The organism is Streptomyces marokkonensis (assembly GCF_008312835.1).
Taxonomy (GTDB): Bacteria; Actinomycetota; Actinomycetes; order Streptomycetales; family Streptomycetaceae; genus Streptomyces; species Streptomyces marokkonensis_A.
Genome location: NZ_VSKS01000016.1, coordinates 176,909 through 202,061, shown reverse-complemented (window position 1 = coordinate 202,061; position 25,153 = coordinate 176,909). Strand labels below are relative to the sequence as shown.

Here is a 25,153-nt window from a genome sequence, read left to right as displayed (position 1 = left end):
CAGGTCTACCCCGAGGACTTCACCCACGACGTCGTGGGCATGGTGTGGAGCAGCGGCGGCGCCTACGCCACCTGGTGGACCGCCAACCCCGAGGAGATCCACGGCATCAACTTCCTCCCTATGACCGGTGGTTCGCTGCACCTGGCGCGCGAGAAGGAGATGCTGCGCCGCAGCGTGACCGAGATGGAGAAGGAGAACGGCGGACCGGCCGTCGAGTGGAAGGACATCTTCTGGCAGGTCCAGGCCCTCTACGACCCGGCCAAGGCCATGCAGTACTGGAACCAGTACAACGGCGGGTACGTCCCCGAGGCCGGCGAGACCAAGGCCCACACCTACCACTGGGTCGCCACGATGAACTCCATCGGCGCCCCGGACATGACCGTCACGGCCAACACCCCGACGGCCACCGCCTTCGACAAGAACGGCACCAGGACCTACGCCGCGCACAACTACGGCGCCGAGGAGTGCTCGGTGATCTTCTCCGACGGCGGAGTGCTGAACGTCCCGGCGAAGTCCACCGCGTCCGGAGCGGGCGACGACACCGAGCTCGACACGCTGTGCGGCGCCCCCGGTGACGACAGGCCCAGCGCGCCCGGCACCCCGGTCGCCGGCGACATCACCGACGACTCCGTCGAGCTGACCTGGGAGGCGGCGACCGACGACCTCGGCATCAAGGACTACGACGTCTACCGCGGCGACGACAAGGTCGCCACCGTCACCGGCACCACCTACACGGACACCGGGCTGGCCTCGGGAACCGAGTACACCTACAAGGTCCGGGCCCGTGACACCTCCAGCCAGGTCGGCCCGCCCAGCGGCACCGTGACCGTCACCACCACCGGCACGCGTGACCAGCCGCCCGGCGCGCCCGGCACCCCGGTCGCCGGCGAGGTCACCAGCACCTCCGTCGAGCTGACCTGGGAGGCGGCGACCGACGACAAGGGCGTCAAGGACTACGACGTCTTCCGCGGCACCACCAAGGTCGCCACCGTCACCGGCACCACGCACACCGACACCGGACTGACGGCCGGCACCGAGTACTCCTACAGCGTCAAGGCCCGCGACACGGCCGGCCAGGCCGGCCCGGCGAGCGGCACGCTGAAGGTGACCACGGCCGGCGACCCGCCGGTCACGGGCGACACCTTCTACCCGCAGCCGGGCGGTGGACTCGCCACCGAGGCGGCCGCGACCGGTGCCTCCGACACCATCCCCTCCGCCGGAGGCACCAACAACGACGGAACCCCGAAGAACCCGCTCGTCTACGAGGTCGAGAACGTCAACGGCACCGTGAAGGCGGGCTCCTCAACCGCCTTCACGTTCAAGGTGGACGCGGGCACCTCCGTCGGCCACGCCCAGCAGGCCCGGGTCTCGTACGACCTGACCGGCGACGGCACGTTCGACCGCGTCGAGACGTTCCGCTACTTCGCCACCGACCCGGTACCCGGCTGGGAGGAGTACTCCTCGGCACGGCAGGGTCTGCACTCCGCCTCGGGCACCCTGGGCGACCTGGACGGCGGCACCGTCCGCGTCGAGGTCTGGAGCGCCCTGGGTAACGGCCCCTCCACCCTCCAGGTGGGCGCGGGCTCCGTCCTCACCATCCCGTTCGCCTGACGGGACACCCGGCCCGGCCGGTGGGTCCGTCCCACCGGCCGGGCCGGCGCAGCCAACGGCACCCCCGGTGCCTCCCCACGTGTCTCTCAGGAGGACGCGCATGTCCAGGACAAGAACGGGCCGGTTCCGTCCCGGCCCCCGGGTCCTCGCCCTGGCGGCCGCGGCGGCGGTACTGGCGACCGCCGGCGTCGTCGGCACCGGCGCGGTGTCCCGTGCCGAGGCGGCGGTGCCGGACACCATTCCGCTGACCCTGACCAACAACTCCGGCACCGGCGAGCAGATCCACCTGTACAACCTCGGCACCGAACTGTCCACGGGGCGCCAGGGCTGGGCCGACGCGGACGGCACCTTCCATCCCTGGCCGGGCGGCAGCGTCCCGCCCGTCCCGGCGCCGGACGCGTCCTTCGCCGGCCCCGCCGACGGCGAGTCCATGACGATCAGGCTGCCCAAGTTCTCCGGCCGGCTCTACTTCTCCTACGGTGAGAAGCTGGACTTCAGGCTGGCCACCGGCGGCCTGGTGCAGCCCGCCGTGCAGAACCCGGCCGACCCCAACCGCGACATCCTCTTCAACTGGTCCGAGTACACGCTGAACGACTCGGGGCTGTGGCTGAACAGCACACAGGTCGACATGTTCTCCGCCCCGTACGCCGTGGGCGTGAAGCGCCCCGACGGATCGGTCGCCACCACCGGCCACCTGAAGCCGGGCGGTTACCAGGACTTCTTCGACGCGCTGGAGGAACGCGGCGGCGGCTGGGAGAAGCTGATCCACCGGCGGGCCGACGGCACCGTCCTGCGCGCCCTCGCCCCCAGCCACGGCATCGAGGCGGGCGCCCCGCTGCAGGACTCCCTGAAGGACTACATCGACCGCGTCTGGCAGAAGTACAGCACCGAGACACTGACGGTGACACCGTTCTCCTACCGCCCCGACATCAAGTACCACGGCCGGGTCTCGGGCGACAGGATGAACTTCACCGACGGGTCCGGTGCGCTCGCCACGTCCTTCGCCAAGCCGGACTCCGACAGCGTCTACGGCTGCTACAAGCTCCTGGACGCGCCCAACGACATGGTGCGCGGCCCGCTCTCCCGCACGCTGTGCGCGGCTCTGAACCGTTCGACCCTGCTGTCCAACTCCCAGCAGCCGGACTCCTCGTCCGCCGACTTCTACCGGGACGCGGTCACCAACCACTACGCGCGCGAGATCCACGAGCGCATGGCCGACGGCAAGGCGTACGCCTTCGCCTTCGACGACGTCGGCGCCCACGAGTCGCTGGTCCACGACGGCGACCCGCGGCACGCCTACGTGACCCTCGACCCGCTGTCGGGCGGCTCCGGCCCGACCCCGACACCCACCCCCACCGACGGGCCGTCGCCGTCCCCGAGCGATCCCGGAACCGGGGAGCCGACCCCGACCGTGACACCGACACTCCCTCCCACCGGCGACACCTTCTTCCTCCACTCCGGTGGCGAGTTGAGCACCCGGGCGGCGGCCGAAGCGAGTGCTGACACCATCCCCTCCGCCGACGGGACCAACCACGACGGACAGCCGTACGAGCCGCTCGTCTACGAGGCGCACGACGTGGTCGGTGACCACGACCCCACGCGCGCGACGGACTTCGGCTTCCGCACGGACGCCGGGACGCACGTCGGACTCGGCCAGCAGGCCCGGGTGTCGTACGACCTGACCGGCGACGGCACGTTCGAACGGGTGGAGACCTTCCGCTACTTCGCCACCGACCCGGTCCCGGGGTACGAGGAGTACCGGGGCTCACGCGCCGGGCTGCACTCCGCCACCGGGACCCTCGGCGACATGTCCGGGGGAACGGTCCGGGTCGAGGTGTGGAACGCCATCGGCACCGGCACGGCCTCCCTCGGTGTCGGCTCGGGTTCCGTCCTCAAGGTTCCGTTCTAGGCGGTGCGGTGGGGAGGGCGCCGAGCCCCGCCGTGCGCGTTTCGTCACACACGGCACTTTCACCCTCCCCACCCGGAACTCCCCGGGCGCCGCCGGGCGTCATCGCCCTCGTACGGCCGCCGAGGGGCGGCAGGAACGGAAACCGATCATCCCCTAGGGTCTTACGGACACGGGGGCGACGGTGTGCACGGCAGGTTGTGAGGCGACGGTATGGCGCAGCAGGCGTACATGACGGAGACGGACAACGGAGGCTCGGGGCCCGAGCTGCCGGCTTCCCGGCTTCGGCGCCTGTGGCACCGCGTCAGCAGAGGCTGGCGCGGTGACCGCCGCATCTGGCGCCGGGGACTGTTCCTGGCGGCGTGCGCGGGCCTGCTGGCCCTGGTCATGCTGGCCCACGCGCAGATCCCCAACGCGATCGGCAACCTGGGCAGCCTGGTCGAGACGTTCCTGCCCTGGCTGGGCCTGATCATCCCGGTGCTGCTCGTCCTCGCCCTGGTCCGCAAGTCGGCGACGGCACTGATCGCGACGGTCCTGCCCGCGGCCGTCTGGCTGAACCTCTTCGGCGGCCTGCTCACCGACAAGAACGCCACCGGCGGCGATCTGACGGTGGCCACCCACAACGTCAACGCCGACAACCCGGACCCGTCCCGCACGGCCCGTGACGTGGCCGCCTCGGGTGCGGACGTCCTGGCCCTCGAGGAACTGAAGGCGTCACAGGTCCCGGTCTACGAGTCGGCGCTGGCCCCGACGTACAAGTACCACTCGGTCGTGGGAACCGTCGGCCTGTGGAGCAAGCACCCGCTGAGCGACGTGAGGGCGGTGGACATCCGCCTGGGCTGGAAGCGCGCGATGCGCGCCACGGTGACCGCACCCGCCGGCCGGGTCGCGGTCTACGTCGCCCACCTGCCCTCGGTCCGCGTCAAACTGGAGGCCGGGTTCACGGCCCGTCAGCGCGACAAGAGCGCCGACGCCCTGGGCGAGGCCATCGCCGGCGAGCGGCTGCCGAACGTCGTGCTGCTCGGCGACCTGAACGGCACGATGAACGACCGCGCCCTGAACGCGGTCACCTCGCAGATGCGCTCCACCCAGGGCGCCGCGGGCAGCGGGTTCGGCTTCAGCTGGCCGGCGTCGTTCCCGATGGCACGGATCGACCAGATCCTGGTCAAGGGCGCCGAACCGGAAGCGTCCTGGACCCTCCCCCCCACAGCAAGCGACCACCTCCCCATCGCAGCCCGGGTGAAGATCACCCCACAGACCGACTGAAACCGGCCCTCACGCACGGGCCGGGCCGCGGTGGGTGTGGGGCAGCGGCGTACGGCGCGAGGCGCGGGGCGCGGTGGGCGTGGGACAGCCGCGCGGGGTGGCGGAGTGGCCGGCGGGGGCCTACGGCGCGGAGGGGGCGGGGCGGGGGTGTGCGCCCGCAGCGGCTGGTGCGAACAAGCACCCCGCACCTCCACCGGGCGACCCGGTCGCGCCAGTCCGAGGACGGATACCCCCGACCCGACCCCGACCCACCCACCGGCCGCAGCCGCTCCGCGCACCCCCACCGCACAGCCCGCTGCGCCGCAGGCGTCAGACGTCCGCTCCCTCGCGCCAGCCGTTGGTGATCGGCAGTCGCCGGTCCTTGCCGAAGCCCTTCGGCGAGATCTTCGTGCCCGGCGGATACTGCCGCCGCTTGTACTCCGCCCGGTCCACCATCCGCAGCGTCCTCGTCACCAGCTCCGCGTCGAACCCAGCCGCGACGATCTCGTCGGCCCCCAGGTCCCGGTCCACGTACAGCGCCAGGATCGCGTCCAGCACCGGATAGTCCGGCAGCGAGTCCGTGTCCACCTGCCCCGGCCGCAACTCCGCGCTCGGCGGCTTCGCGATCGAGTTCTCCGGAATCGGCGGCGTCTGCCCCCGCTCCACCGCGGCCCGGTTGCGCCACCGGGCCAGCCGGAACACCACGGTCTTGTACACGTCCTTGATCGGCCCGTACGCCCCGACCGAGTCCCCGTACAGCGTGGAGTACCCCACCGCCAGCTCCGACTTGTTGCCCGGCGCCAGCACGATGTGCCCCTCCTGGTTGGAGATCGCCATCAGCAGCGTCCCCCGCAGCCGCGACTGCAGATTCTCCTCCGCCAGCCCCGTCAGCCCCAGCGCCCCCATGTACGCGTCGAACATCGGCTCGATGGCGACGGTCCGGTAGTTCAGCCCGGTCCGCCGCGCGAGCTCCGCCGCGTCGTCCTTCGAGTGCTCCGACGAGTACTTCGACGGCATGGAGACGCCGTACACGTTCTCCGCGCCCACCGCGTCACAGGCGATCGCGGCGACCAGCGCCGAGTCGATCCCCCCGGACAGGCCGATCAGCACGGACCGGAACCCGTTCTTCTCGACGTACGCCCGCAGCCCGACCACCAGCGCGGAGTACACCTCCTCGTCGTCGTCGAGCCGCTCGGCGTACCCCCCGGCGGGCTCGGCGTCGTACGCGGGCACCGGCTCCTCCGACAGCACCACCCGGTCGATCCGCAGCCCGTCGTCCACCACCCCCACCGGCGCGTCGGCCGCCGCGGCAGGCAGCTCGAGATCGACCACCACACACGCCTCGGCGAACTGCGGCGCCCGCGCCACCACCGCACCGTCACGGTCCACGACGATCGAGTCCCCGTCGAAGACCAGCTCGTCCTGCCCGCCCGTCGTCGCGAGGTACGCGGTCGTGCACCCGGCCTCCTGCGCCCGCTTGCGCACGAGCTCCAGCCGGGTGTCGTCCTTGTCCCGCTCGTACGGCGAGGCGTTGATCGACAGGAGCAGCCCGGCCCGCGCCGACCGCGCCGCCGGTACCCGACCCCCGTCCTGCCACAGGTCCTCGCAGATGGCGAGGGCGACGTCCACACCCCGCACCCGCACCACCGGCATGGTGTCGCCGGGCACGAAGTACCGGAACTCGTCGAAGACGCCGTAGTTCGGCAGGTGGTGCTTGGCGTAGCTCAGCACCACCTCACCCCCGTACAGCACGGCGCCCGCGTTCCGCGGCGCACCGGCCGGCTGCCCGTACTTCGGCTGGGCGGCGGCGCTGCGGTCGAGGTACCCGACGACCACCGGAAGGTCCCCGAACCCCTCCTCGGCGAGCCGCGCGGCCAGCGAGCGCAGCGCGGCCCGCGACGCCTCCACGAAGGACGACCGCAGGGCGAGGTCCTCGACGGGGTACCCGGTCAGCACCATCTCCGGGAACGCGACGAGGTGCGCTCCCTGTTCGGCGGAGTGCCGGGTCCAGCGGACAATCGTTTCGGCGTTGCCGGCGAGGTCGCCGACGCGCGAGTCGATCTGGTTCAGGGCGAGACGTAGTTGAGGCACGCGGCCCAGTGTAATCGTCAAAACGACACGATGTCCCGGAGCCCTGGACGACGGGCCCCGCCCCCGCCCCCACTCCCGCCCGGCCCTACTCCCGCCCCGCCGCCCCCCGCTCCTTCAGCATCCCCGCCATCAGCTCGATCTCCGACTCCTGCGCCTCCACCATCCCCCGCGCGAGCCGCTTCTCGACGCCCACCTCGCACGCACGCACACACCCCTGCGCCATGTGCACCCCACCCTTGTGGTGGTCGGTCATGAGCTGCAGGTAGAACACCTCGGCCTGCTTCCCGTCCAGCGACCCCAGCCGCTTCATCTCGCCGTTCGTCGCCATCCCCGGCATCAGCGCCCCGTCCTTGCCGGAGGCCGCGTCGCCCATCCCCATCCAGGTCATGGGCGGATCCGCGGACACCTTGGGCAGCTCCCACAGATCGAGCCAGCCCAGCAGCATGCCCCGCTGGTTGGCCTGCGTCTGGGCGATGTCGTAGGCGAGCCGCCGGACCTCCTCGTCGTCCGTCCGGTCCCGCACGATGTACGACATCTCGACGGCCTGCTGATGATGCACGGCCATGTCCCGGGCGAACCCGGCGTCCGCGGAGTCCGCGGACGGCACGGCGTCCGACGGCCCCTCGTCCCCGGCCACCGCGTACGTGATCGCCCCGGCCGCGACGAGGACGGTCGCCGCGGCTCCCGCGATCAGCCCCAGCTGCCTCACTCGGACAACCCGTTGGTGCAGGCGGCCCCCGGCTCGGGCGTCTGCCGGCCCTGGACGAACTTCTCGAGGAACGCGTCCACGTTCGGATCCTCCGCGCCCGTCACCGTCCGCTGGTGCCCCCAGGCGGTCAGCAGGATCGGCTCCTTCTGCCCGTCGACCGGGCTCATCAGCGTGTACGGCGTCTTCTTCACCTTCGCGGCGAGCGCGTCGACGTCGGCCTTGCCGGCGGCGGCGTTGTACGTCACCCACACGGCCCCGTGCTCCAGCGAGTGCACGGCGTTGGTGTTGTTGATCTCGTCGGTGTAGACGTCGCCGTTGCAGTTCATCCAGGCGGGGTTGTGGTCACCGCCCACGGGGGGTGTGACGGGGTAGTCCACGGTCTTGGTCACGTGGTTGCGCCCCAGCGTGCCCTCCCACGTCCGCACGCCGTCCTTGCCGGTGACGAACTTGCCCGCGTTCTTCGCGTCACCTGCCGCGCTGCCGCCGTCGTCGTCCGACTGCGACTGGACGAGCACCACACCGCCGACGACGAGCCCGGCGACGACCACCACACTGGCGGCGATCGTGAGGATCCGTACGCGGCGCTCGCGGGCCTGCTCGGCGCGCCGCATCTCCTCTATGCGTGCCGTGCGTGCCGAGCTGCTCTTCTTGGCGGAGCCCATGGGAGTGTCCTTCGGGGGAGTGGGACGATCGGGTGAGCTGATCGTAAGGGTGAAGGCGCGACGGGTCGTAGAGGGCGCGGACATCCGACCGGAAGCGAACCGGCCCGGAACGCCGCCGCGCACACCACCCCCACACATCCTCCACCCCGAATAATTTGAACCGGGAATGCCGATTACCTACGCTGCCTGGTATGCGGCTCCTGCGCTCCACCGACCTGGCTCTCCGGGTCCTCATGCGCCTCGCCGTGACCGGCGACTCCAACCCGACGACGCGGGACATCTCGACGGCCATGGACGTGCCGTACACCCACGCCGCGAAGGTCGTCGCCGAACTCCAGCACATGGGCCTGCTCACGGCCCGGCGCGGCAGGGGAGGCGGCCTGGCGCTCACGGAGGAGGGTCGCACCGCCTCGGTGGGCGCCCTCGTCCGGGCCTTCGAGGGTGAGGGGGACGTCGTCGACTGCGAGGGCACGGCCACCTCGGCCCCCTGCCCGCTGAGCTCCGCCTGCCGGCTGCGCGGCGCCCTGCGCCGGGCCCAGGAGGCGTTCTACGCCACGCTGGACCCGATCACGGTGGCGGACATCGTCGTCGACCCGACCGGCTCCCTCCTGCTGGGCATCTCCCCGCGGCTATGAGCCGGCCGTGACGGACGCGGGGCCGCCCGTTACGCGGGCGGGTCCGAACAGGCAAGATGGGCACCAGAGCGGTACACCTGTCGTGAGCGGGGCGTTCAAGCCACGGCCAGTCGGCCGATCAAGGCCGGCAACGCGTATGAAACGCTGGTGTGGTGGGATGCCCGTGTGCCCGCTCGGTAGCCCGCCCGCTTTCCGGGGCGCGGGCGCGGACAGGCGGCCTGACCGGCAAGAATGGGGAAGCGGAAGATGGACAAGCAGCAGGAGTTCGTGCTCCGGACGTTGGAGGAGCGCGACATCCGGTTCGTGCGCCTGTGGTTCACCGACGTGCTGGGCTTCCTCAAGTCCGTGGCCGTCGCCCCCGCCGAACTCGAGCAGGCGTTCGATGAGGGGATCGGTTTCGACGGCTCGGCCATCGAGGGCTTCGCCCGGGTGCACGAGTCCGACATGATCGCCAAGCCGGACCCGTCGACGTTCCAGATCCTCCCCTGGCGCGCCGAGGCCCCCGGCACGGCCCGCATGTTCTGCGACATCCTCATGCCGGACGGCTCCCCGTCCTTCGCGGACCCGCGCTACGTCCTCAAGCGCGCCCTGGCCCGCACCTCCGACCTGGGCTTCACCTTCTACACCCATCCGGAGATCGAGTTCTTCCTGCTGAAGGACAAGCCGCTCGACGGCAGCCGCCCGACCCCCGCGGACAACTCCGGCTACTTCGACCACACCCCGCAGAACGTCGGCATGGACTTCCGCCGCCAGGCGATCACCATGCTGGAGTCGATGGGCATCTCGGTGGAGTTCTCCCACCACGAGGGCGCCCCCGGCCAGCAGGAGATCGACCTCCGTTACGCGGACGCGCTCTCCACGGCGGACAACATCATGACGTTCCGCCTGGTCATGAAGCAGGTGGCGCTGGAGCAGGGCGTACAGGCGACCTTCATGCCCAAGCCCTTCTCCGAGTATCCGGGCTCCGGCATGCACACCCACCTCTCCCTCTTCGAGGGCGACCGCAACGCCTTCTACGAGTCCGGCTCCGAGTACCAGCTCTCCAAGGTCGGCCGCTCCTTCATCGCGGGCCTGCTGCGGCACGCGGCGGAGATCTCCGCGGTCACCAACCAGTGGGTCAACTCCTACAAGCGCATCTGGGGCGGCACGGAGCGCACGGCCGGCGCCGGCGGCGAGGCCCCGTCGTACATCTGCTGGGGCCACAACAACCGCTCGGCCCTGGTGCGGGTGCCGATGTACAAGCCCGGCAAGACCGGCTCGGCCCGCGTGGAGGTCCGCTCCCTCGACTCCGGCGCCAACCCCTACCTCGCCTACGCCCTGCTCCTGGCCGCCGGCCTGAAGGGAATCGAGGAGGGCTACGAGCTCCCGCCGGGCGCCGAGGACGACGTCTGGGCCCTCTCCGACGCCGAGCGCCGCGCGCTCGGCATCGAGCCCCTGCCGCAGAACCTGGGCGAGGCCCTGGCCCTGATGCAGCGCAGCGACCTGGCCGCCGAGACCCTCGGCGAGCACGTCTTCGACTTCTTCCTGCGCAACAAGAAGCAGGAGTGGGAGGAGTACCGCTCCGAGGTCACGGCCTTCGAGCTCCGCAAGAACCTGCCGGTGCTGTAGCTCCGGACAAGAAGCGTCCGGCCGGACGGGGCCGATGGCCGTGGACCTCGCCCCGGTCCGCGGACGCCCCCGCTCGGTCCGCCCCCGGCTGTCAGCCCATGCTCTTCGCGCCGTCCAGCGACTCACGGATGATGTCGGCGTGGCCTGCGTGCTGGGCGGTCTCGAGGGCGATGTGCATCAGCACCCTGCGGGCCGACCACTGCACCTCGGCCTCGAACCACGGGGCCTTCGGCAGCGGCCACGCGGCATCCAGGTCGGGCAGGGTGGCGACCAGGTCGTCGGTCCGGCGGGCCACGTCCGCGTACTCGGCCAGCACACCGGCCAGCGTGTCACCGGGGAGCATCCGGAACTCGTCGGCCCGCCGGGCCCAGTCGGCCTCGGTCATGGCGGTGAAGTCCCCCATGGCCGAGGGGCCGCGCAGGATGAAGTCCACCCAGTTCCGCTCGGTCGAGGTGACGTGCTTGATCAGACCGCCCAGGCAGAGCTCACTGGCGGTGGTCCGCAGGCCGGCCTGCTCGTCCGTGAGGTCGCGGGTGGTGAGGCGCAGGAAGTGCCGGTGCTTGGCCAGCACCTCCAGCAGGTCGGCGCGCTCGCCGGTGAGGGCCGGGGCTCCGGCCGCTTCCTGGGTGGTCCGCTCGTCGACAGTCATGGTCTCCGCCTTCCGTGGTTCTTCCCTCGGTCGATGACCACGCTAGAAGCCATTGAGGACAGATCCTGTCCTAGAGCGCGCGGAGGCGGCGGACCGCACTGAAGTGGAAGGCTGCCTTCCGTAACTGCACGGAACCTTGCCAGTCGCTCGGGCGTGCCCCTACTGTCGACGGCAGACCAAAAGAAAGCGCTTTCCCGCCGATGGGCCCGGCCCACCCCGCCCCCTCTCATCGGTCGGACTGTCATGCCCATGACAGACGGTTCCCGTGCAACTCGGAGCATGAAAGGCCAAACGAGAATGAGACGATCAGTCGCCGTGCGACTCTCCGCTTTACTGGCCACGGGCGCCCTCGCGGCCGCCACCGGCGTGGCCCTGTCCACCTCCACCGCGTCCGCGGCCACCGGCGGCGTCACCGGCTACGCGACCCAGAACGGCGGGACCACCGGCGGCGCGGGCGGCCAGACGGTCCGTGCCACCACCGGCACCGCGATCCACCAGGCCCTGTGCGGCCGCGCCAGCAGCTCCACCCCGATCACCATCCAGGTCGAGGGCACCATCAATCACGGCAACACCGCCAAGGTGTCCGGCAGCAGCTGCAACACCGCGGCCGGCGTGATCGAGCTCAAGCAGATCAGCAACGTCACGATCGTCGGCGTCGGCAGCGGCGCCGTCTTCGACCAGCTGGGCATCCACATCCGGGAGTCCAGGAACATCATCATCCAGAACGTGACCGTCCGGAACGTCAAGAAGTCCGGCTCGCCCACGTCGAACGGCGGAGACGCCATCGGCATGGAGAGCGATGTCCGCAACGTCTGGGTCGACCACGCCACGCTGGAGGCGTCCGGCGGGGAGTCGGAGGGCTTCGACGGCCTCTTCGACATGAAGGACAACACCCAGTACGTGACCCTGTCCTACAGCACCCTGCGCAACTCGGGCCGCGGCGGCCTGATCGGCTCCAGCGAGAGCGACACCTCGAACGGGTACGTCACGTTCCACCACAACCTGTACGAGAACATCGACTCCCGTACGCCCCTGCTGCGCGGCGGCGTCTCGCACATCTACAACAACCACTACAAGAACCTGAACGAGTCCGGCATCAACTCCCGGGCCGGCGCCCGCGCGAAGGTGGACAACAACTACTTCGAGGACTCCAAGGACGTCCTCGGCACCTTCTACACCGACGCGGCCGGCTACTGGCAGGTCAGCGGCAACATCTTCGACAACGTGACCTGGTCCTCGCGCAGCGGCGACCACAACCCGGCCGGTCCGAACCCGACGTCGAACACGTCGGTGAGCATCCCGTACGCGTACACCCTCGACGCGGCCAACTGCGTTCCGGGCGTGGTGAGTCAGACGGCCGGCGCCAACAAGGGCCTGAAGGTCTCCGACGGCAGCTGCACCCCGCAGAACCCCGACCCGACCGACCCCGGCCCGACGGACCCGGACCCCGACCCCACCGACCCGGACCCGACCGACCCGCCCACCGGCACCAACCTCAGCCTCGGCGCGGGCGCGGACGGTTCCTCCAAGGCCGACGGCACGAGCTACGGAAACGTCCGCGACGGCAGCATGAGCACGTACTGGTCGCCGTCCGGCTCGACGGGCTCCGTCTCGGTCAAGTGGGGCACGGCCACCACGGTCTCCAAGATCAACATCCGTGAGGCGTCGGGCGCCGCGGGCGCGATCGGCTCCTACCGCGTCATCAACCACGACACCGGCGCGGTCCTGACCTCCGGCAGCGGAGCGGGTGTCATCAGCTTCGCCCCGACCTCGCTGAAGAAGATCACCTTCGAGATCACCGGTTCGTCCGGCACCCCGAGGGTCGCCGAGTTCGAGACGTACGCGAGCTGACACACCCGGGGGCCGTCCTGGCGGCGGCCCCCGGCCCGGTGATGTCGGTTCCGGGGTCTCCGGGCGGCACGGAAAGGAGCCCTGCTCCCGGCCGCACAGGCCCGAAGCAGGGCTCCTTTCCGGTCGAGCCGGCCGACGCCCTCGGCGACCGCGTCCGTCTCACGAGGGACCGGAGCGGTTCCGGGCCTCGTCCTTGAGGCCGCGTCCGGAGTCGCGGGCCTGGTCGGTGACCTGGCCCGCCTGGCCGCGGGCCTCGTCCTGGGTGGTGCGGGCCGCCTGCTGCGCGGTGTCCTTCACCTCGGCGGCCGCGCTCTGCGCGGCCTCCTTGGCGTCTTCCTTCAGGTGCTGCGCGGACTCGGTGGCGGCCTGCTTCACGGGCTCCAGCGCCTCGGCGCCGCGTTCCATCAGCTCGGACGCCTTCTGCTGCTCCTTCTCGGAGGCGGGCAGCATCGAGGCGGCCAGCAGGCCGACCCCGAAGGCGACCAGGCCGGCGGCGATCGGGTTGCCCTCGGTCTGGCGGCGGGCCATCTCGGGCGTCTGCTGGACGGTCTGCCCCGCCTGACCGACGGCCTCGCGTGCCGTGTCCGCCGCACGTCCGGTTCCCTCCTGCACGGAGCCCGCCGCCGACTGCGCCGAGTCGGCCGCCGACCGGGCGCTTCCGGCCACGCCGTGCGCCGTGTGCGAAGCGGTGCCCATGACGCGGTCACGGACGCCCGACACCGTGCGGCGCATCCTCGCCTTGCGGCGGCGGGCCATACGGCGCGGGCTGGCCCGGTCGGCGAGCCTCTCCACGTCCGCGGACAGCCGGCTGCGAGTGTCCGCGATCTCGGCCCTCATTTGGTCGGGTGACGTGCCCATTCCGCGTCCTCCTTCAGGGTCTGAACGGTGTGCTCGGGCTTCGGGGAGACGGTGCGCATCTTCGCGCGGCCCTTCACGTACAGCACGGCCGCGGCGACGGCCCACAGCGCGGCGACGATCAGCGCGGCCCAGCCGTCGTCCATCACACTCGACAGGCCGAACACGGCCGCCAGCGACAGGAACAGCAGGACCATGTAGCCGGCGAACCCGGCACCGCCGAACATCGCGGCGGCCTTGCCCGCCTTGACGCCCTCCTCCTTGATCTCGGCCTTGGCCAGTTCCACCTCCTGACGGAAGAGGACCTGGAGGTCCGAGGTCACCCGGGAGAGCAGCTCACCGGCGGACCTCTCCTGCTCCTGCGGCTCGGGTGAGCGGGCCCGGGACAGTGGTGACATCGTGGCCATCTCACGCCTCCGGGAACGGGCGGCCCGACGTGCCGAGGCTCGGCGGTGCGGACGGCGCGGGCGGCGCCGTCCCTGGCGGGGGAGCGGCAGGCAGGGGCTCGGCGACCGGCGCCGCGGTGGCCTGCCGCTGTCCGTCCCCGTCGGCCCGGGACGCCGACTGCGTCACCTTCGCCAGGCGTCCGACGGCCAGTCCGGCCAGCAGCGCGCCGCCGAGGAACGCGCCGGGGCGGCGCCGGGCGAAGCCCTGCAGGTCGGCGACGAGGCCCTCGACGCCCTGCCGCTCCAGATAGTCGGCGGCCCGCTGTCCCCTGTCGCCCGCCCTGGCCGCCAGGCTCCGGGCGGGCGAGTCGTTCTCGGCGTGTGCGGCCAGGCCGGAGAAATCGTCCGCCCACTGCCGCAGCGTGCCGGCCGCCCGCCTGGTCTGACCGTCCGCCTCCTCGATCGCGCGGCTGCGCAGGTCGTCGATGACCGTGCCGGCCTGCTGCCGGGCCTCGCCCACGACGGTCCGGGCCTGTTCCGCCGCGGTCCCCGCGACCTGACCGGCGGCCTGCCTGGCCTGACCGGCCGTCGCGGAGGTCTCTGCCTTGACCTTCTCCCCGGTGCTCCCGGATCCGGTACGTACGGACTCACTCATCGGCGACTTCCCCTCATCGGATGTGTGCGTACGGCCCGTGCCCGGTGACCCGTTGTGGGCCGGAGCTCGCGCTCCCGGCCGCACACGTGGCCGTCCGTCCCGACCCGGGTGGCCATTTGTCATGGTTTGACACGCAAGGAGAGGAACGTATGTGACGAGATGAGTGGAGGGTGGCGGAGGAGGCCGGGACCGGAGGCTTCCGCTACCCCTCCGCCTGCTCCGACAGCAGCCTGTGCAGCGGCTCCGTCGCCCGCTTCCGGTACTCCTGCACCGCCCAGCCGTTGCCGTCCGGGTCCGTGAAGTACATGAAGGTGGCGCCGTCGGCCTCGGCGTACTGGACCGGCTCGGAGACGTCCAGGCCCCGTTCGACCAGGTCGGCGTGGGCCGCCTTGATGTCGGCGACGACGAGCTGGAGCCCCTGGTAGGAGCCGGGGGCCGGAGTGGGCCCGGGGGTCGATTCCCAGAGGCTGTCGCCGAGCGCGATCGAGCAGCCGGAACCCGGCGGGGTGAGCTGGACGATGCGCATGCCCGGCATCACCTCCTCGTCGATGTCGACGTGGAAGCCGGCCTTGTCCCGGTAGAAGTCCCTGGCCCGGTCGATGTCGCTCACCGGCAGCGGGATCACTTCTAGGGTCATGAACATGAGATGAGGACTCCTTGGCTCAAGGGGATGAGGACTACTTCGTCGGTGTGCCGGCCCGGCGTCAGACGAACCGCCACCTGGTCTGGCTGAACGGCTCTCCCTTACCGAATCCGAAAACGGTGCGCGGCGCCACCGAAAACACCACGGCGCGTCCCGGCCCGTGGTGGAAGTGCCCGTCGCCGACCTCGAAGTGCCAGAAACTGCCGTACTTCGCCTCCCACGCCGCCGCCAGCTCGCGCAGCCGCGCGTCGTCGGCGACCCGTACGGCCTCGCCCTCCACCACCACGTCGTAGCCCTTGTTCCAGGTGTTGGTGCCGGTGGTCAGCACGACGTGCGGGTTCTCCGCCAGGTTGCGGGCCTTGCGCTCGTCCGGCCCGGTGCAGAAGTGCAGCGTGTCCGCCGACCACACGGCCGGGAGCGGGGTGACGTGAGGGCGGCCGTCGGGGCGGACCGTGGAGATCCAGAACAGTTCCGCCTCGCTGATCAGCCGCCGCACCTCTGACCAGGGCGGCGGGCCGGCCTCCGGGTCGCTGTAGCGGGGGTCGAGACGGGTCTCGGGGGTTTGGCTCATGAGAACTCCCTCGCGGGTGGGCCGTGTGTGCGCTCCCGCATCAGACCCCGTCCGCCCCCGGAACTCATCGCGGACCATTTCCCCGGAGCCGTGCGTCCCCGCTGCGGATAGGCTCGGGGCCGAACGACCCAGATCCGAGGCACGAGGGAGACCGGGGATGACGTCGGCGCCGGGGCGCAGGAGCAGTATCTTCACGCGGCTGCTGCGGCACGGCTTCACCGATCCGTCCGCCGCCGAGCGGCTGCTGGACAGCGCCGGGCTGGCGCCCGTGCGCAACGACCCCGTCCTGCTGGACGCCCTCGGCCAGGCCGCCGACCCCGACCTCGCGCTGCTCGGGCTCGTCCGGCTGCTGGAGGCGCAGGACGGTGCCACCGCCCGCCAGGAACTGCTGGACACCCTGATAGCGGCCAAGCCGCTGCGGGACCGGCTCCTCGGGGTGCTCGGCGCGTCCGCCGCGCTCGCCGAACACCTCGCCCGCCACCCGAAGGACTGGCAGGCCCTCGTCACCTACGAACCGCGCGATCTGCACCGCGGCGTCGAGGAGTTCGAGCGCGGTCTCGCCGGCGCCACCGATCCGGTCTCGCTGCGCGTGGCCTACCGGCGCTGTCTGCTGTCCATCGCCGCCCGTGACGTCTGCGGCACGATCGAGGTCGCCGAGACCGCCGCCGAACTCGCCGACCTCGCCACCGCCACCCTGCGCGCCGCCCTCGCCCTCGCCGGGGCCGCCGCCCCCGAGGACGCGGCGCTGTGCCGGCTCGCGGTGATCGCGATGGGCAAGTGCGGGGGCCACGAGCTGAACTACGTCTCCGACGTCGACGTCATCTTCGTCGGCGAGGCGGCCGGCGGGGCCGACGAGGACAAGGCGCTGCGCGCCGCGACCCGGCTCGCCTCGCACCTGATGCGGATCTGCTCCGAGACCACCGTCGAGGGCTCCATCTGGCCCGTCGACGCCAATCTGCGCCCGGAGGGACGCAACGGGCCGCTGGTGCGCACCCTCGCCTCCCACCTCGCCTACTACCAGCGCTGGGCCAAGACCTGGGAGTTCCAGGCGCTGCTCAAGGCCCGCCCCGTCGCCGGTGACCTCGCCCTCGGCGAGGAGTACGTCACCGCCCTCCAGCCGCTGGTGTGGCAGGCCGCCGAGCGGGAGAACTTCGTCGCCGACGTGCAGAAGATGCGCCGCCGGGTGGTGGAGAACATCCCCGCCGCGGAGATCGACCGCCAGCTCAAGCTCGGCCCGGGCGGCCTGCGGGACGTCGAGTTCGCCGTGCAGTTGCTCCAGCTGGTGCACGGCCGCGCCGACGCCTCCCTGCGCAGCGGCACCACCCTCGACGCGCTGAAGGCCCTCGCCGCCGGCGGCTACGTCGGCCGCGCGGACGCCGCCCAGCTCGACGACGCCTACCGCTTCCTGCGCTCCATGGAGCACCGCCTCCAGCTCTACCGGCTGCGCCGCACCCACCTCGTCCCCGAGGACGAGAACGATCTGCGCCGCCTGGGCCGTTCGCTCGGCCTGCGCACCGAACCGGTCACCACCCTGACCCGCGAGTGGAAGCGGCACGCCTCCGTCGTACGGCGGCTGCACGAGAAGCTGTTCTACCGGCCGCTGCTCGACGCCGTCGCCGCGCTGGCCCCCGGCGAGGCCCGGCTCAGCGCCGAGGCGGCGCGGGAGCGCATGGTGGCCCTCGGCTACGCCGACCCGGCCGCCGCGCTGCGCCACCTGGAGGCGCTGGCCTCCGGCGTCACCCGGAAGGCCGCCATCCAGCGCACCCTGCTGCCCGTGCTGCTCGGCTGGTTCGCGGACTCCGCCGACCCGGACGCCGGCCTGCTCACCTTCCGCAAGGTCTCCGACGCGCTCGGCAAGACCCCCTGGTACCTGCGGCTGCTGCGCGACGAGGGCGCCGCCGCCGAGAACCTGGCCCGGGTGCTGTCCGCCGGGCGGCTCGCCCCCGACCTGCTGATGCGCGCCCCCGAGGCGGTGGCGCTGCTCGGCGACGGCGACGGCGGGGGACTCACCCCCCGTTCCCGCGTCTCCCTGGAGCAGGAGGTCCTCGCCGCCGTCCGCCGTGCCGACAACGCCGCCCAGGGCGTCACGGCCGCCCGCGGCGTGCGGCGCCGCGAGCTGTTCCGCACCTGTGCCGCCGACATCGTCGGGTCCTACGGCACCGAGTCCCAGCCCGCCGAGGCCGACCAGGGCGCCCTGGTGGACCTGGTCGGCGGCGCGGTGTCCGACCTGACCGCCGCCACCCTCGCCGGCACACTCCGCGCGGTGGTCCGGGAGGGCTGGGGGGACACGCTCCCCACCCGCTTCGCGATCATCGGCATGGGCCGCTTCGGCGGGCACGAGCTGGGCTACGGCTCCGACGCGGACGTGCTGTTCGTGCACGAGCCGCGTGAGGGCGTGGACGAACGGGAGGCGTCGCAGGCGGCGAACAAGGTCGTCTCGGAGATGCGCCGGCTGCTCCAGATCCCCAGCGCCGACCCGCCGCTGCTGATCGACGCAGACCTGCGCCCGGAGGGCAAGTCGGGCCCGCTGGTGCGCACACTGAAGTCGTACGAGGCGTACTACCGCCGCTGGTCGCTGGTGTGGGAGCGGCACGCGCTGCTGCGCGCCGAGCACGTCGCCGGGGACGAGGACCTCGGGCGCCGCTTCACCGAGCTGATCGACCCGCTGCGCTACCCGGCCGACGGGCTCGGCGAGGAGGCCGCGCGGGAGATCCGCCGGCTGAAGGCCCGCATGGAGTCCGAACGGCTGCCGCGCGGCGCCGACCCCAAGCTGCACGCCAAACTCGGCCCGGGCGGGCTGTCCGACGTGGAGTGGACCGTGCAGCTGCTCCAGCTGCGGCACGGCGCCCGGGAGCCGGGCCTGCGCACGACCCGCACGCGTGCGGCGCTGGCCGCCGCCCGCGCGGCCGGACTGATCTCCGAGGAGGACGCCGGCATCCTCGACGAGGCCTGGGTACTGGCCACCCGCGTGCGCAACGCGGTGATGCTGGTCCGCGGCCGCGCGGCGGACACCTTCCCCACGGTGCCCCGCGAACTGGGCGCCGTAGGCCGCTACCTGGGCTACGGTCCCGGCCACGCGGGCGACATGCTCGACGCGTACCGGCGTACGGCACGACGGGCGCGGGGCGTGGTGGAGGAGCTGTTCTACGGGGGGTCGTGAGAGAGGCCCGCTCCCTAGCCCTGCTTGGGCAGGGGGATGGGCTCCCGGGCCCGTTCCTCCGGCTCCCGGGCCGGTTCCCGCGGCTCCGGCACCCGCCTCGGCAGGGCGTACGGCTGCCGGCCGTACCAGGCCAGCGCGATGCCGTAGCCGACGGCCAGGCAGACGACGCCGCCCACCGCGTCCAGCCAGAAGTGGTTGGCGGTGGCGACGATGACCACCAGCGTGGCCGCCGGGTACACCAGCCCCAGCACCCGCGCCCACGGCACCGTGGCCAGCGCGAAGATCGTCAGACCGCACCACACCGACCAGCCGATGTGCATCGAGGGCATCGCGGCGTACTGGTTGGACATGTTCTTCAGGTCGCCGGAGGCCATCGACCCCCAGGTCTGGTGGACCATCACGGTGTCGATGAAGTCCTGGCCGTTCATCAGCCGGGGCGGGGCGAGCGGATACAGGTAGTAGCCGACCAGGGCGATGCCGGTGGTGGTGAACAGGACCAGTCTGGTCGCCGCGTACCGGCCGGGATGACTACGGTAGAGCCACACCAGGACACCCAGCGTCACCACGAAGTGGAGGGTGGCGTAGTAGTAGTTCATACCGACGATGAGCCAGGTCACCGAGTTCACGGCCTGGTTGACGGACTCCTCGAAGGCCAGCCCGAGTCGCTCTTCGAGCCGCCAGATCCAGTCGGCGTTGCGCAGGGCCTCGGACCGCTGTTCGGGAACGGCGTTGCGGACGAGCGAGTAGGTCCAGTAACTCACCGCGATCAGCAGGATCTCGAACCACAACCGGGGCCGGCGCGGAGTGCGCGGACGGGGCAGGGGCCGCCGTCCCGTCGTCTTGTCCGCGACGGGCTGCGCTGCGGCCTCCACCTGGCCGTCCAGCGTGGTCACGGTCGGGTCACCCATGGACACAGAGTCTGCCAGAAAAGACGTCCCCCTCGAATCATCCCCCGGTCGGGACGGACCCGCATCCCCTCCCCCGGGAACAGGCGGACGCCCTCCTCCCGCGGCAGTGCGCCGGAGGCGGTCTTCTCCGCCCTAGGGACGATTCCGGTCCCCAGGGGCCGAGGCGGTCGAACCGCGCACCACCAGTTCCGGCATGAACACGAACTCGCTGTGGGGTGCGGGCGTTCCGCCGATCTCCTCGAGCAGGGTGCGCACCGCCGCCTGGCCCATCGCGGGGACCGGCTTGCGGACCGTGGTCAGGGGCGGGTCGGTGAAGGCGATCAGCGGGGAGTCGTCGAAGCCGACCACCGAGATGTCCTTCGGCACGTCCAGACCGCGCTGCCTGGCCGCCCGTATCGCGCCCAGCGCCATCATGTCGCTCGCGCACACCACCGCCGTGCAGCCGCGGTCCATCAGCGCGGTGGCGGCGGCCTGCCCGCCCTCCAGCGTGTACAGCGAGTGCTGGATCAGCTCCGTCTCGGCCGTCTCGGCGCTCAGACCCAGCTGCTCCTGCACGGCACGGACGAAGCCCTCTATCTTGCGCTGCACCGGCACGAACCGCTTCGGCCCGAGCGCCAGCCCGATCCGGGTGTGGCCGAGGGACGCGAGGTGGGTGACCGCGAGCGCCATGGCGGCCCGGTCGTCGGGGGAGATGAACGGCGCCTGCACCTTCGGCGAGAAGCCGTCGACGAGCACGAACGGCACGCCCTGCGCCCGCAGCCGCTCGTAGCGCTGCATGTCGGCGTTGGTGTCGGCGTGCAGTCCTGAGACGTAGATGATGCCGGCCACCCCGCGGTCCACGAGCATCTCCGTCAGCTCGTCCTCCGTCGACCCGCCCGGGGTCTGGGTGGCGAGCACCGGGGTGTAGCCCTGGCGGGTCAGCGCCTGCCCGATCACCTGGGCCAGCGCGGGGAAGATCGGGTTCTCCAGCTCGGGGGTGATCAGCCCGACCAGGCCCTCGCTGCGCTGCCGCAGCCGGACCGGGCGCTCGTAGCCCAGCACGTCGAGGGCGGCGAGCACGGACTGGCGGGTGGTGGCGGCGACGCCCGGCTTCCCGTTCAGGACCCGGCTGACGGTCGCCTCGCTCACCCCCGCCTGAGCAGCGATATCAGCAAGCCGTGTGGTCACAGGACTGGACTGTATCTGCCGTTTCTCCCCTTGCACACCGATCGGACGCCTGGTGCGCGCCGTCGAACGGCCCGCTGCGGGCTGCTGGGTCATCGCGGTCCCTCAAGTCGTGGTCGGCGTCCGGTCCGCAAGGGATGATTCCCCCGGCGACAACGGATGGCAAGTGCTTGCAGAGTCTTGCACAACAGTCCGAACCCCTGCCGTACGGGCGGAAACCCGGGTCGCGCGACGGTCGAGAACAGGTCACGGCGACATAACTCTCCACGACGCTTGCAAAACTTTTCTGCAAGGTCTTTCGAAACGGTTCCATCGCTGTTACGTTCACGTCGCCCGGCGGCGGCAACGGCGCGGTCGGCAAGTCAGCAGGACGGCAGACGGGGCCGACCCTGCACCACACGGGCTTTCACCCTCAAGGAGAACCTCATGCGGCGTGGCATAGCGGCCACCGCGCTGGTGGCGTCCCTCGCCCTCGCGGCGACGGCCTGCGGCGGCGACAGCGACAGCGGCGACAAGGCCGACGGCCCGGTCACCATCACCTGGTGGGACACCTCCAACGCGACCAACGAGGCGCCGACGTACCAGGCCCTGGTCAAGGAGTTCGAGGCCGCCAACAAGGACATCAAGGTCAAGTACGTCAACGTCCCCTTCGACCAGGCGCAGAACAAGTTCGACACCGCCGCCGGTTCCAAGGGTGCCCCCGACGTGCTGCGCTCCGAGGTCGGCTGGACCCCCGCCTTCGCCAAGAAGGGCTTCTTCCTGCCGCTGGACGGCACCGAGGCCCTCGCCGAGCAGGACAAGTTCAAGTCCAACCTGATCGAGCAGGCCAAGTACGAGGGCAAGACCTACGGCGTCCCCTTCACCACGGACACCCTCGCCTTCGTCTACAACAAGGCCCTGTTCGAGAAGGCCGGCGTCGAGGCCCCCAAGACCTGGGAGGACCTGAAGAAGGCCGCCGCCACCGTCAAGGACAAGACCGGCGTCGACGGCTACTGGGGCTCCACGGCCGGCTACTACGCCCAGCCGTTCCTGTACGGCGAGGGCACCGACATGGTCGACGCCGACGCCAAGAAGATCACCGTGAAGTCGCCCGAGGCCGAGAAGGCCTACGGCACCTGGCTGGACCTCTTCGAGGGCAAGGGCCTGCACAAGGCCGACGTGACCGCCGACGCCTACGCCCACATCCAGGACGCGTTCGTCAACGGCAAGGTCGCCTCGATCATCCAGGGCCCGTGGGAGATCACCAACTTCTACAAGGGCTCGGCCTTCAAGGACAAGAACAACCTCGGCATCGCCACGGTCCCGGCCGGCTCCACCGGCAAGGCGGGCGCCCCGACCGGCGGCCACAACCTCTCGGTCTACGCCGGCTCCACCAAGGACAAGCAGGAGGCCGCGCTGAAGTTCGTGAACTTCATGACCTCGGCCAAGGCGCAGGAGACCATCGCGCTGAAGAACTCCACGCTGCCCACGCGTGACGACGCCTACACCGACGAGGTCAAGGCCGACCCGGGCATCGCCGGCTACCAGACGGTCCTCTCGGCCGCCCAGCCGCGCCCGGCGCTGCCCGAGTACAGCTCGCTGTGGGGTCCGATGGACGACGAGCTGCCGCAGATCGCGGGCGGCAAGCAGTCCCTGGACAAGGGTCTTGGTGACGCGGAGACCGCGATCGCCAAGCTGGTGCCGGACTTCAGCAAGTAATGCCCGAGCGGCCGCCGGATCCGCTTCCCGCGGGGGAGGGTCCGGCGGCCGCCGGCCTGTGTGCCGTACTCCTTGATCATCCAGAAGGTGCCGAACCATGACAGTCGCCATCGACCGCGCGACCGGCAAGCGCCGCGGTGACCGCGCGCCCCGCCCCGGGCTGGGCCAGCGCCTGAAGCACGGGTACCAGAAGCACTGGTACGCCTACGCCATGATCGCGCCGGTGGCCCTCGTGCTCGGCGTCATCGTGCTGTACCCGCTGGCCTACGGCTTCTACCTCACGCTCACCGACGCCGACAGCCTCAACTCGGCCCGCACCATCGGCGTCAACGAGATCGAGGCCACCTACAAGTTCATCGGCATCGACAACTACGCCGACATCCTGTGGGGCGAGACGGCCTACGACCGTTTCTGGTCCAAGTTCATCTGGACGATCGTGTGGACGGCGGCCTGTGTCGCCCTGCACTACGGCATCGGCCTGGGCCTGGCCCTCCTGCTCAACCAGAAGCTGCGCGGCCGCACCCTCTACCGGCTGGTCCTGATCCTGCCGTGGGCCGTGCCGACCTTCGTCACCGTCTTCGGCTGGCGCTTCATGCTCGCCGACGCCGGCATCATCAACTCCGGCCTGGACTTCCTCGGCCTGCCGGCCCCGGCGTGGCTGGAGGACACCTTCTGGCAGCGCTTCGCCGCCATCATGGTCAACACCTGGTGCGGTGTGCCGTTCATGATGATCTCCCTGCTCGGCGGACTGCAGTCCATCGACGCCAGCCTGTACGAGGCCGCCGAGATGGACGGAGCCAGTGCCTGGCAGCGCTTCCGGCACGTCACCCTGCCCGGACTGCGCTCGGTCAGCTCCACCGTGATCCTGCTCGGCATCATCTGGACCTTCAACCAGTTCGCGATCATCTTCCTGCTGTTCGGCAACACCGCCCCCGAGGCGCAGATCCTCGTCACCTGGGCGTACCAGCTCGGCTTCGGACAGCAGCCGCGCGAGTTCGCCGAGTCCGCGGCCTACGGCATGCTGCTGCTGGCCATCCTGATCGTCTTCACCTCCTTCTACCGCCGCTGGCTGAACCGCAATGAGCAGCAGCTCGCGATCTGAGGCAGGAGTCCCCATGAGCACCTCCACCGTCACCACCCCTGCTCCGGCGGACCGGCCTGCCGACGAGCGGAAGGCCTCGCCCCGCGGGGCCCGCCGGCGCGGGGAGAGCAGCCCCCTGGCCCGCCTCACCTCGCACGGCATCCTGATCGTGGCGAGCCTGATCGCGCTGTTCCCGGTCGCCTGGCTGGTCTTCCTGTCCCTCGGCCCCGACAAGGACGACTATCTGCGTCCCGGCGGCATCTGGGGCAAGATGACGCTCGACAACTACTCGTTCGTGCTGCAGAACACGAACTTCTTCGACTGGCTGAAGAGCTCGCTGATCGTGTCGCTCGGCACCACGGTCATCGGCGTCCTGGTCGCCGCCACCACCGGCTACGCCGTCTCCCGCATGCGCTTCCCCGGCTACAGGAAGTTCATGTGGGTGCTGCTGGTCACCCAGATGTTCCCGGTCGCCGTCCTGATGGTGCCGATGTACCAGATCCTGTCGGACCTGCAGCTCATCGACAGCTACCTCGGGCTCGTCCTGGTCTACTGCTCGACGGCGGTGCCGTACTGTGCCTGGCTGATGAAGGGCTACTTCGACACCATCCCGTTCGAGATCGACGAGGCGGGACGCGTCGACGGGCTCACCCCCTTCGGCACGTTCGCGCGGCTGATCCTGCCGCTCGCCAAGCCCGGACTGGCGGTCGCCGCGTTCTACAGCTTCATCACCGCGTTCGGCGAGGTCGCCTTCGCCACGACGTTCATGCTCGACGACGAGAAGTACACGCTCGCCGTCGGTCTGCAGAGCTTCGTCAGCGAGCACGACGCACAGCGCAACCTCATGGCCGCCACCGCGGTCCTGATCGCGATACCGGTCTCCGCGTTCTTCTACCTGGTACAGAAGAACCTGGTCACCGGCCTCACCGCCGGCGGCACGAAGGGCTGACCCCTTCGCCCGACGACTCCCGCGTGCCTGACCACGCGGGCAGGCGGCCGCGGTGCCCATCCGACCCCGCTGTCACCGCGGCCGCCTCGTTCCCCGCCGCCCACCCCCACTCGTCT

General features: G+C 71.1%; 20 protein-coding genes and 1 pseudogene. 10 read left to right on the top strand and 11 right to left on the bottom strand.

Annotation, left to right across the window (positions count from 1 at the left end; all coding sequences use genetic code 11):
- The 3 genes and pseudogenes from F1615_RS25535 to F1615_RS25525 all read left to right on the top strand — a co-directional run.
- On the top strand, positions 1–1,611 hold a 1,611-nt coding region (locus F1615_RS25535; protein ID WP_208818401.1), incomplete at its 5' end, for a fibronectin type III domain-containing protein.
- A gap of 100 nt (positions 1,612–1,711) precedes the next feature.
- Positions 1,712–2,932: pseudogene (locus tag F1615_RS25530) on the top strand (glycoside hydrolase family 64 protein); the annotation flags it as partial.
- A 798-nt stretch (positions 2,933–3,730) separates the two neighbouring features.
- Positions 3,731–4,783 carry an endonuclease/exonuclease/phosphatase family protein gene (locus F1615_RS25525; protein WP_149551421.1) on the top strand — a complete coding sequence of 351 codons (1,053 nt, stop codon included), beginning with the start codon at positions 3,731–3,733 and terminating at the stop codon, positions 4,781–4,783.
- Positions 4,784–5,092: 309 nt separating this feature from the next.
- On the opposite strand, the gene F1615_RS25515 is transcribed toward F1615_RS25525, so the two are convergent.
- The 3 genes from F1615_RS25515 to F1615_RS25505 form a co-directional block, all read right to left on the bottom strand.
- Positions 5,093–6,853: an NAD+ synthase gene (locus F1615_RS25515; protein ID WP_149551420.1), complete on the bottom strand. Its 1,761-nt coding sequence runs from the start codon at positions 6,851–6,853 to the stop codon at positions 5,093–5,095.
- A gap of 85 nt (positions 6,854–6,938) precedes the next feature.
- Positions 6,939–7,562, bottom strand: coding sequence for a DUF305 domain-containing protein (locus tag F1615_RS25510; RefSeq protein ID WP_149551419.1), 624 nt, complete (start codon positions 7,560–7,562; stop codon positions 6,939–6,941).
- Positions 7,559–8,224 carry a DUF3105 domain-containing protein gene (locus F1615_RS25505; protein ID WP_149551418.1) on the bottom strand — a complete coding sequence of 222 codons (666 nt, stop codon included), beginning with the start codon at positions 8,222–8,224 and terminating at the stop codon, positions 7,559–7,561. The genes F1615_RS25510 and F1615_RS25505 overlap by 4 nt, the downstream gene beginning before the upstream one ends.
- A 191-nt stretch (positions 8,225–8,415) precedes the next feature.
- On the opposite strand from F1615_RS25505, the gene F1615_RS25500 reads away from it, so the two are divergent.
- Together F1615_RS25500 and F1615_RS25495 are read left to right on the top strand one after the other, a co-directional pair.
- A complete protein-coding gene (locus tag F1615_RS25500; protein ID WP_149551417.1) occupies positions 8,416–8,859 on the top strand; it encodes an RrF2 family transcriptional regulator in 444 nt (147 codons plus the stop codon).
- Between the two features lie 246 nt (positions 8,860–9,105).
- On the top strand, positions 9,106–10,467 hold the full coding sequence (locus F1615_RS25495; RefSeq protein WP_149551416.1) for a glutamine synthetase family protein: 1,362 nt from the start codon (positions 9,106–9,108) through the stop codon (positions 10,465–10,467).
- 91 nt (positions 10,468–10,558) lie between these two features.
- Here F1615_RS25495 and F1615_RS25490 read toward each other — a convergent pair whose 3' ends face one another.
- The gene (locus F1615_RS25490) at positions 10,559–11,116 is read right to left on the bottom strand and encodes a DinB family protein (protein ID WP_149551415.1); all 558 of its coding nucleotides are present in this window, start codon (positions 11,114–11,116) and stop codon (positions 10,559–10,561) included.
- A 297-nt stretch (positions 11,117–11,413) separates the two neighbouring features.
- On the opposite strand from F1615_RS25490, the gene F1615_RS25485 reads away from it, so the two are divergent.
- A complete protein-coding gene (locus tag F1615_RS25485; RefSeq protein WP_149551414.1) occupies positions 11,414–12,967 on the top strand; it encodes a pectate lyase family protein in 1,554 nt (517 codons plus the stop codon).
- 159 nt (positions 12,968–13,126) lie between these two features.
- On the opposite strand, the gene F1615_RS25480 is transcribed toward F1615_RS25485, so the two are convergent.
- The 5 genes from F1615_RS25480 to F1615_RS25460 all read right to left on the bottom strand — a co-directional run bounded on the left by F1615_RS25480 (position 13,127) and on the right by F1615_RS25460 (position 16,077).
- The gene (locus F1615_RS25480) at positions 13,127–13,825 is read right to left on the bottom strand and encodes a DUF3618 domain-containing protein (protein WP_149551413.1); all 699 of its coding nucleotides are present in this window, start codon (positions 13,823–13,825) and stop codon (positions 13,127–13,129) included.
- Positions 13,801–14,220, bottom strand: a complete 420-nt coding sequence (locus tag F1615_RS25475) for a phage holin family protein (RefSeq protein WP_244328834.1) — start codon at positions 14,218–14,220, stop codon at positions 13,801–13,803. Before F1615_RS25475 ends, F1615_RS25480 begins: the two co-directional genes overlap by 25 nt.
- 10 nt (positions 14,221–14,230) lie before the next feature.
- Positions 14,231–14,863: a hypothetical protein gene (locus F1615_RS25470; RefSeq protein WP_149551411.1), complete on the bottom strand. Its 633-nt coding sequence runs from the start codon at positions 14,861–14,863 to the stop codon at positions 14,231–14,233.
- A 202-nt stretch (positions 14,864–15,065) separates the two neighbouring features.
- The gene (locus F1615_RS25465) at positions 15,066–15,506 is read right to left on the bottom strand and encodes a VOC family protein (RefSeq protein WP_149551410.1); all 441 of its coding nucleotides are present in this window, start codon (positions 15,504–15,506) and stop codon (positions 15,066–15,068) included.
- A 61-nt stretch (positions 15,507–15,567) separates the two neighbouring features.
- Entirely contained in the window at positions 15,568–16,077 is a 510-nt protein-coding gene (locus F1615_RS25460) for a pyridoxamine 5'-phosphate oxidase family protein (RefSeq protein WP_149551409.1), read from the bottom strand.
- A 157-nt stretch (positions 16,078–16,234) separates the two neighbouring features.
- Between F1615_RS25460 and F1615_RS25455 the strand changes: the two genes are divergently transcribed.
- Entirely contained in the window at positions 16,235–19,237 is a 3,003-nt protein-coding gene (locus F1615_RS25455; protein ID WP_149551408.1) for a bifunctional [glutamine synthetase] adenylyltransferase/[glutamine synthetase]-adenylyl-L-tyrosine phosphorylase, read from the top strand.
- Between the two features lie 14 nt (positions 19,238–19,251).
- Here the strand turns inward: F1615_RS25455 and F1615_RS25450 are convergent, their stop codons facing one another.
- Positions 19,252–20,145, bottom strand: coding sequence for a phosphatase PAP2 family protein (locus F1615_RS25450; RefSeq protein WP_149551407.1), 894 nt, complete (start codon positions 20,143–20,145; stop codon positions 19,252–19,254).
- Positions 20,146–20,277: 132 nt separating this feature from the next.
- On the bottom strand, positions 20,278–21,312 hold the full coding sequence (locus F1615_RS25445) for a LacI family DNA-binding transcriptional regulator (protein WP_149551406.1): 1,035 nt from the start codon (positions 21,310–21,312) through the stop codon (positions 20,278–20,280).
- Between the two features lie 423 nt (positions 21,313–21,735).
- Here F1615_RS25445 and F1615_RS25440 point away from each other — a divergent pair, with 423 nt between their 5' ends.
- The 3 genes from F1615_RS25440 (at position 21,736) to F1615_RS25430 (ending at position 25,037) form a co-directional block, all read left to right on the top strand.
- On the top strand, positions 21,736–23,007 hold the full coding sequence (locus F1615_RS25440; protein WP_149551405.1) for an extracellular solute-binding protein: 1,272 nt from the start codon (positions 21,736–21,738) through the stop codon (positions 23,005–23,007).
- Positions 23,008–23,104: 97 nt separating this feature from the next.
- The gene (locus F1615_RS25435) at positions 23,105–24,109 is read left to right on the top strand and encodes a carbohydrate ABC transporter permease (RefSeq protein WP_149551404.1); all 1,005 of its coding nucleotides are present in this window, start codon (positions 23,105–23,107) and stop codon (positions 24,107–24,109) included.
- Between the two features lie 13 nt (positions 24,110–24,122).
- On the top strand, positions 24,123–25,037 hold the full coding sequence (locus F1615_RS25430; protein WP_149551403.1) for a sugar ABC transporter permease: 915 nt from the start codon (positions 24,123–24,125) through the stop codon (positions 25,035–25,037).
- Positions 25,038–25,153 lie beyond the last annotated feature (116 nt).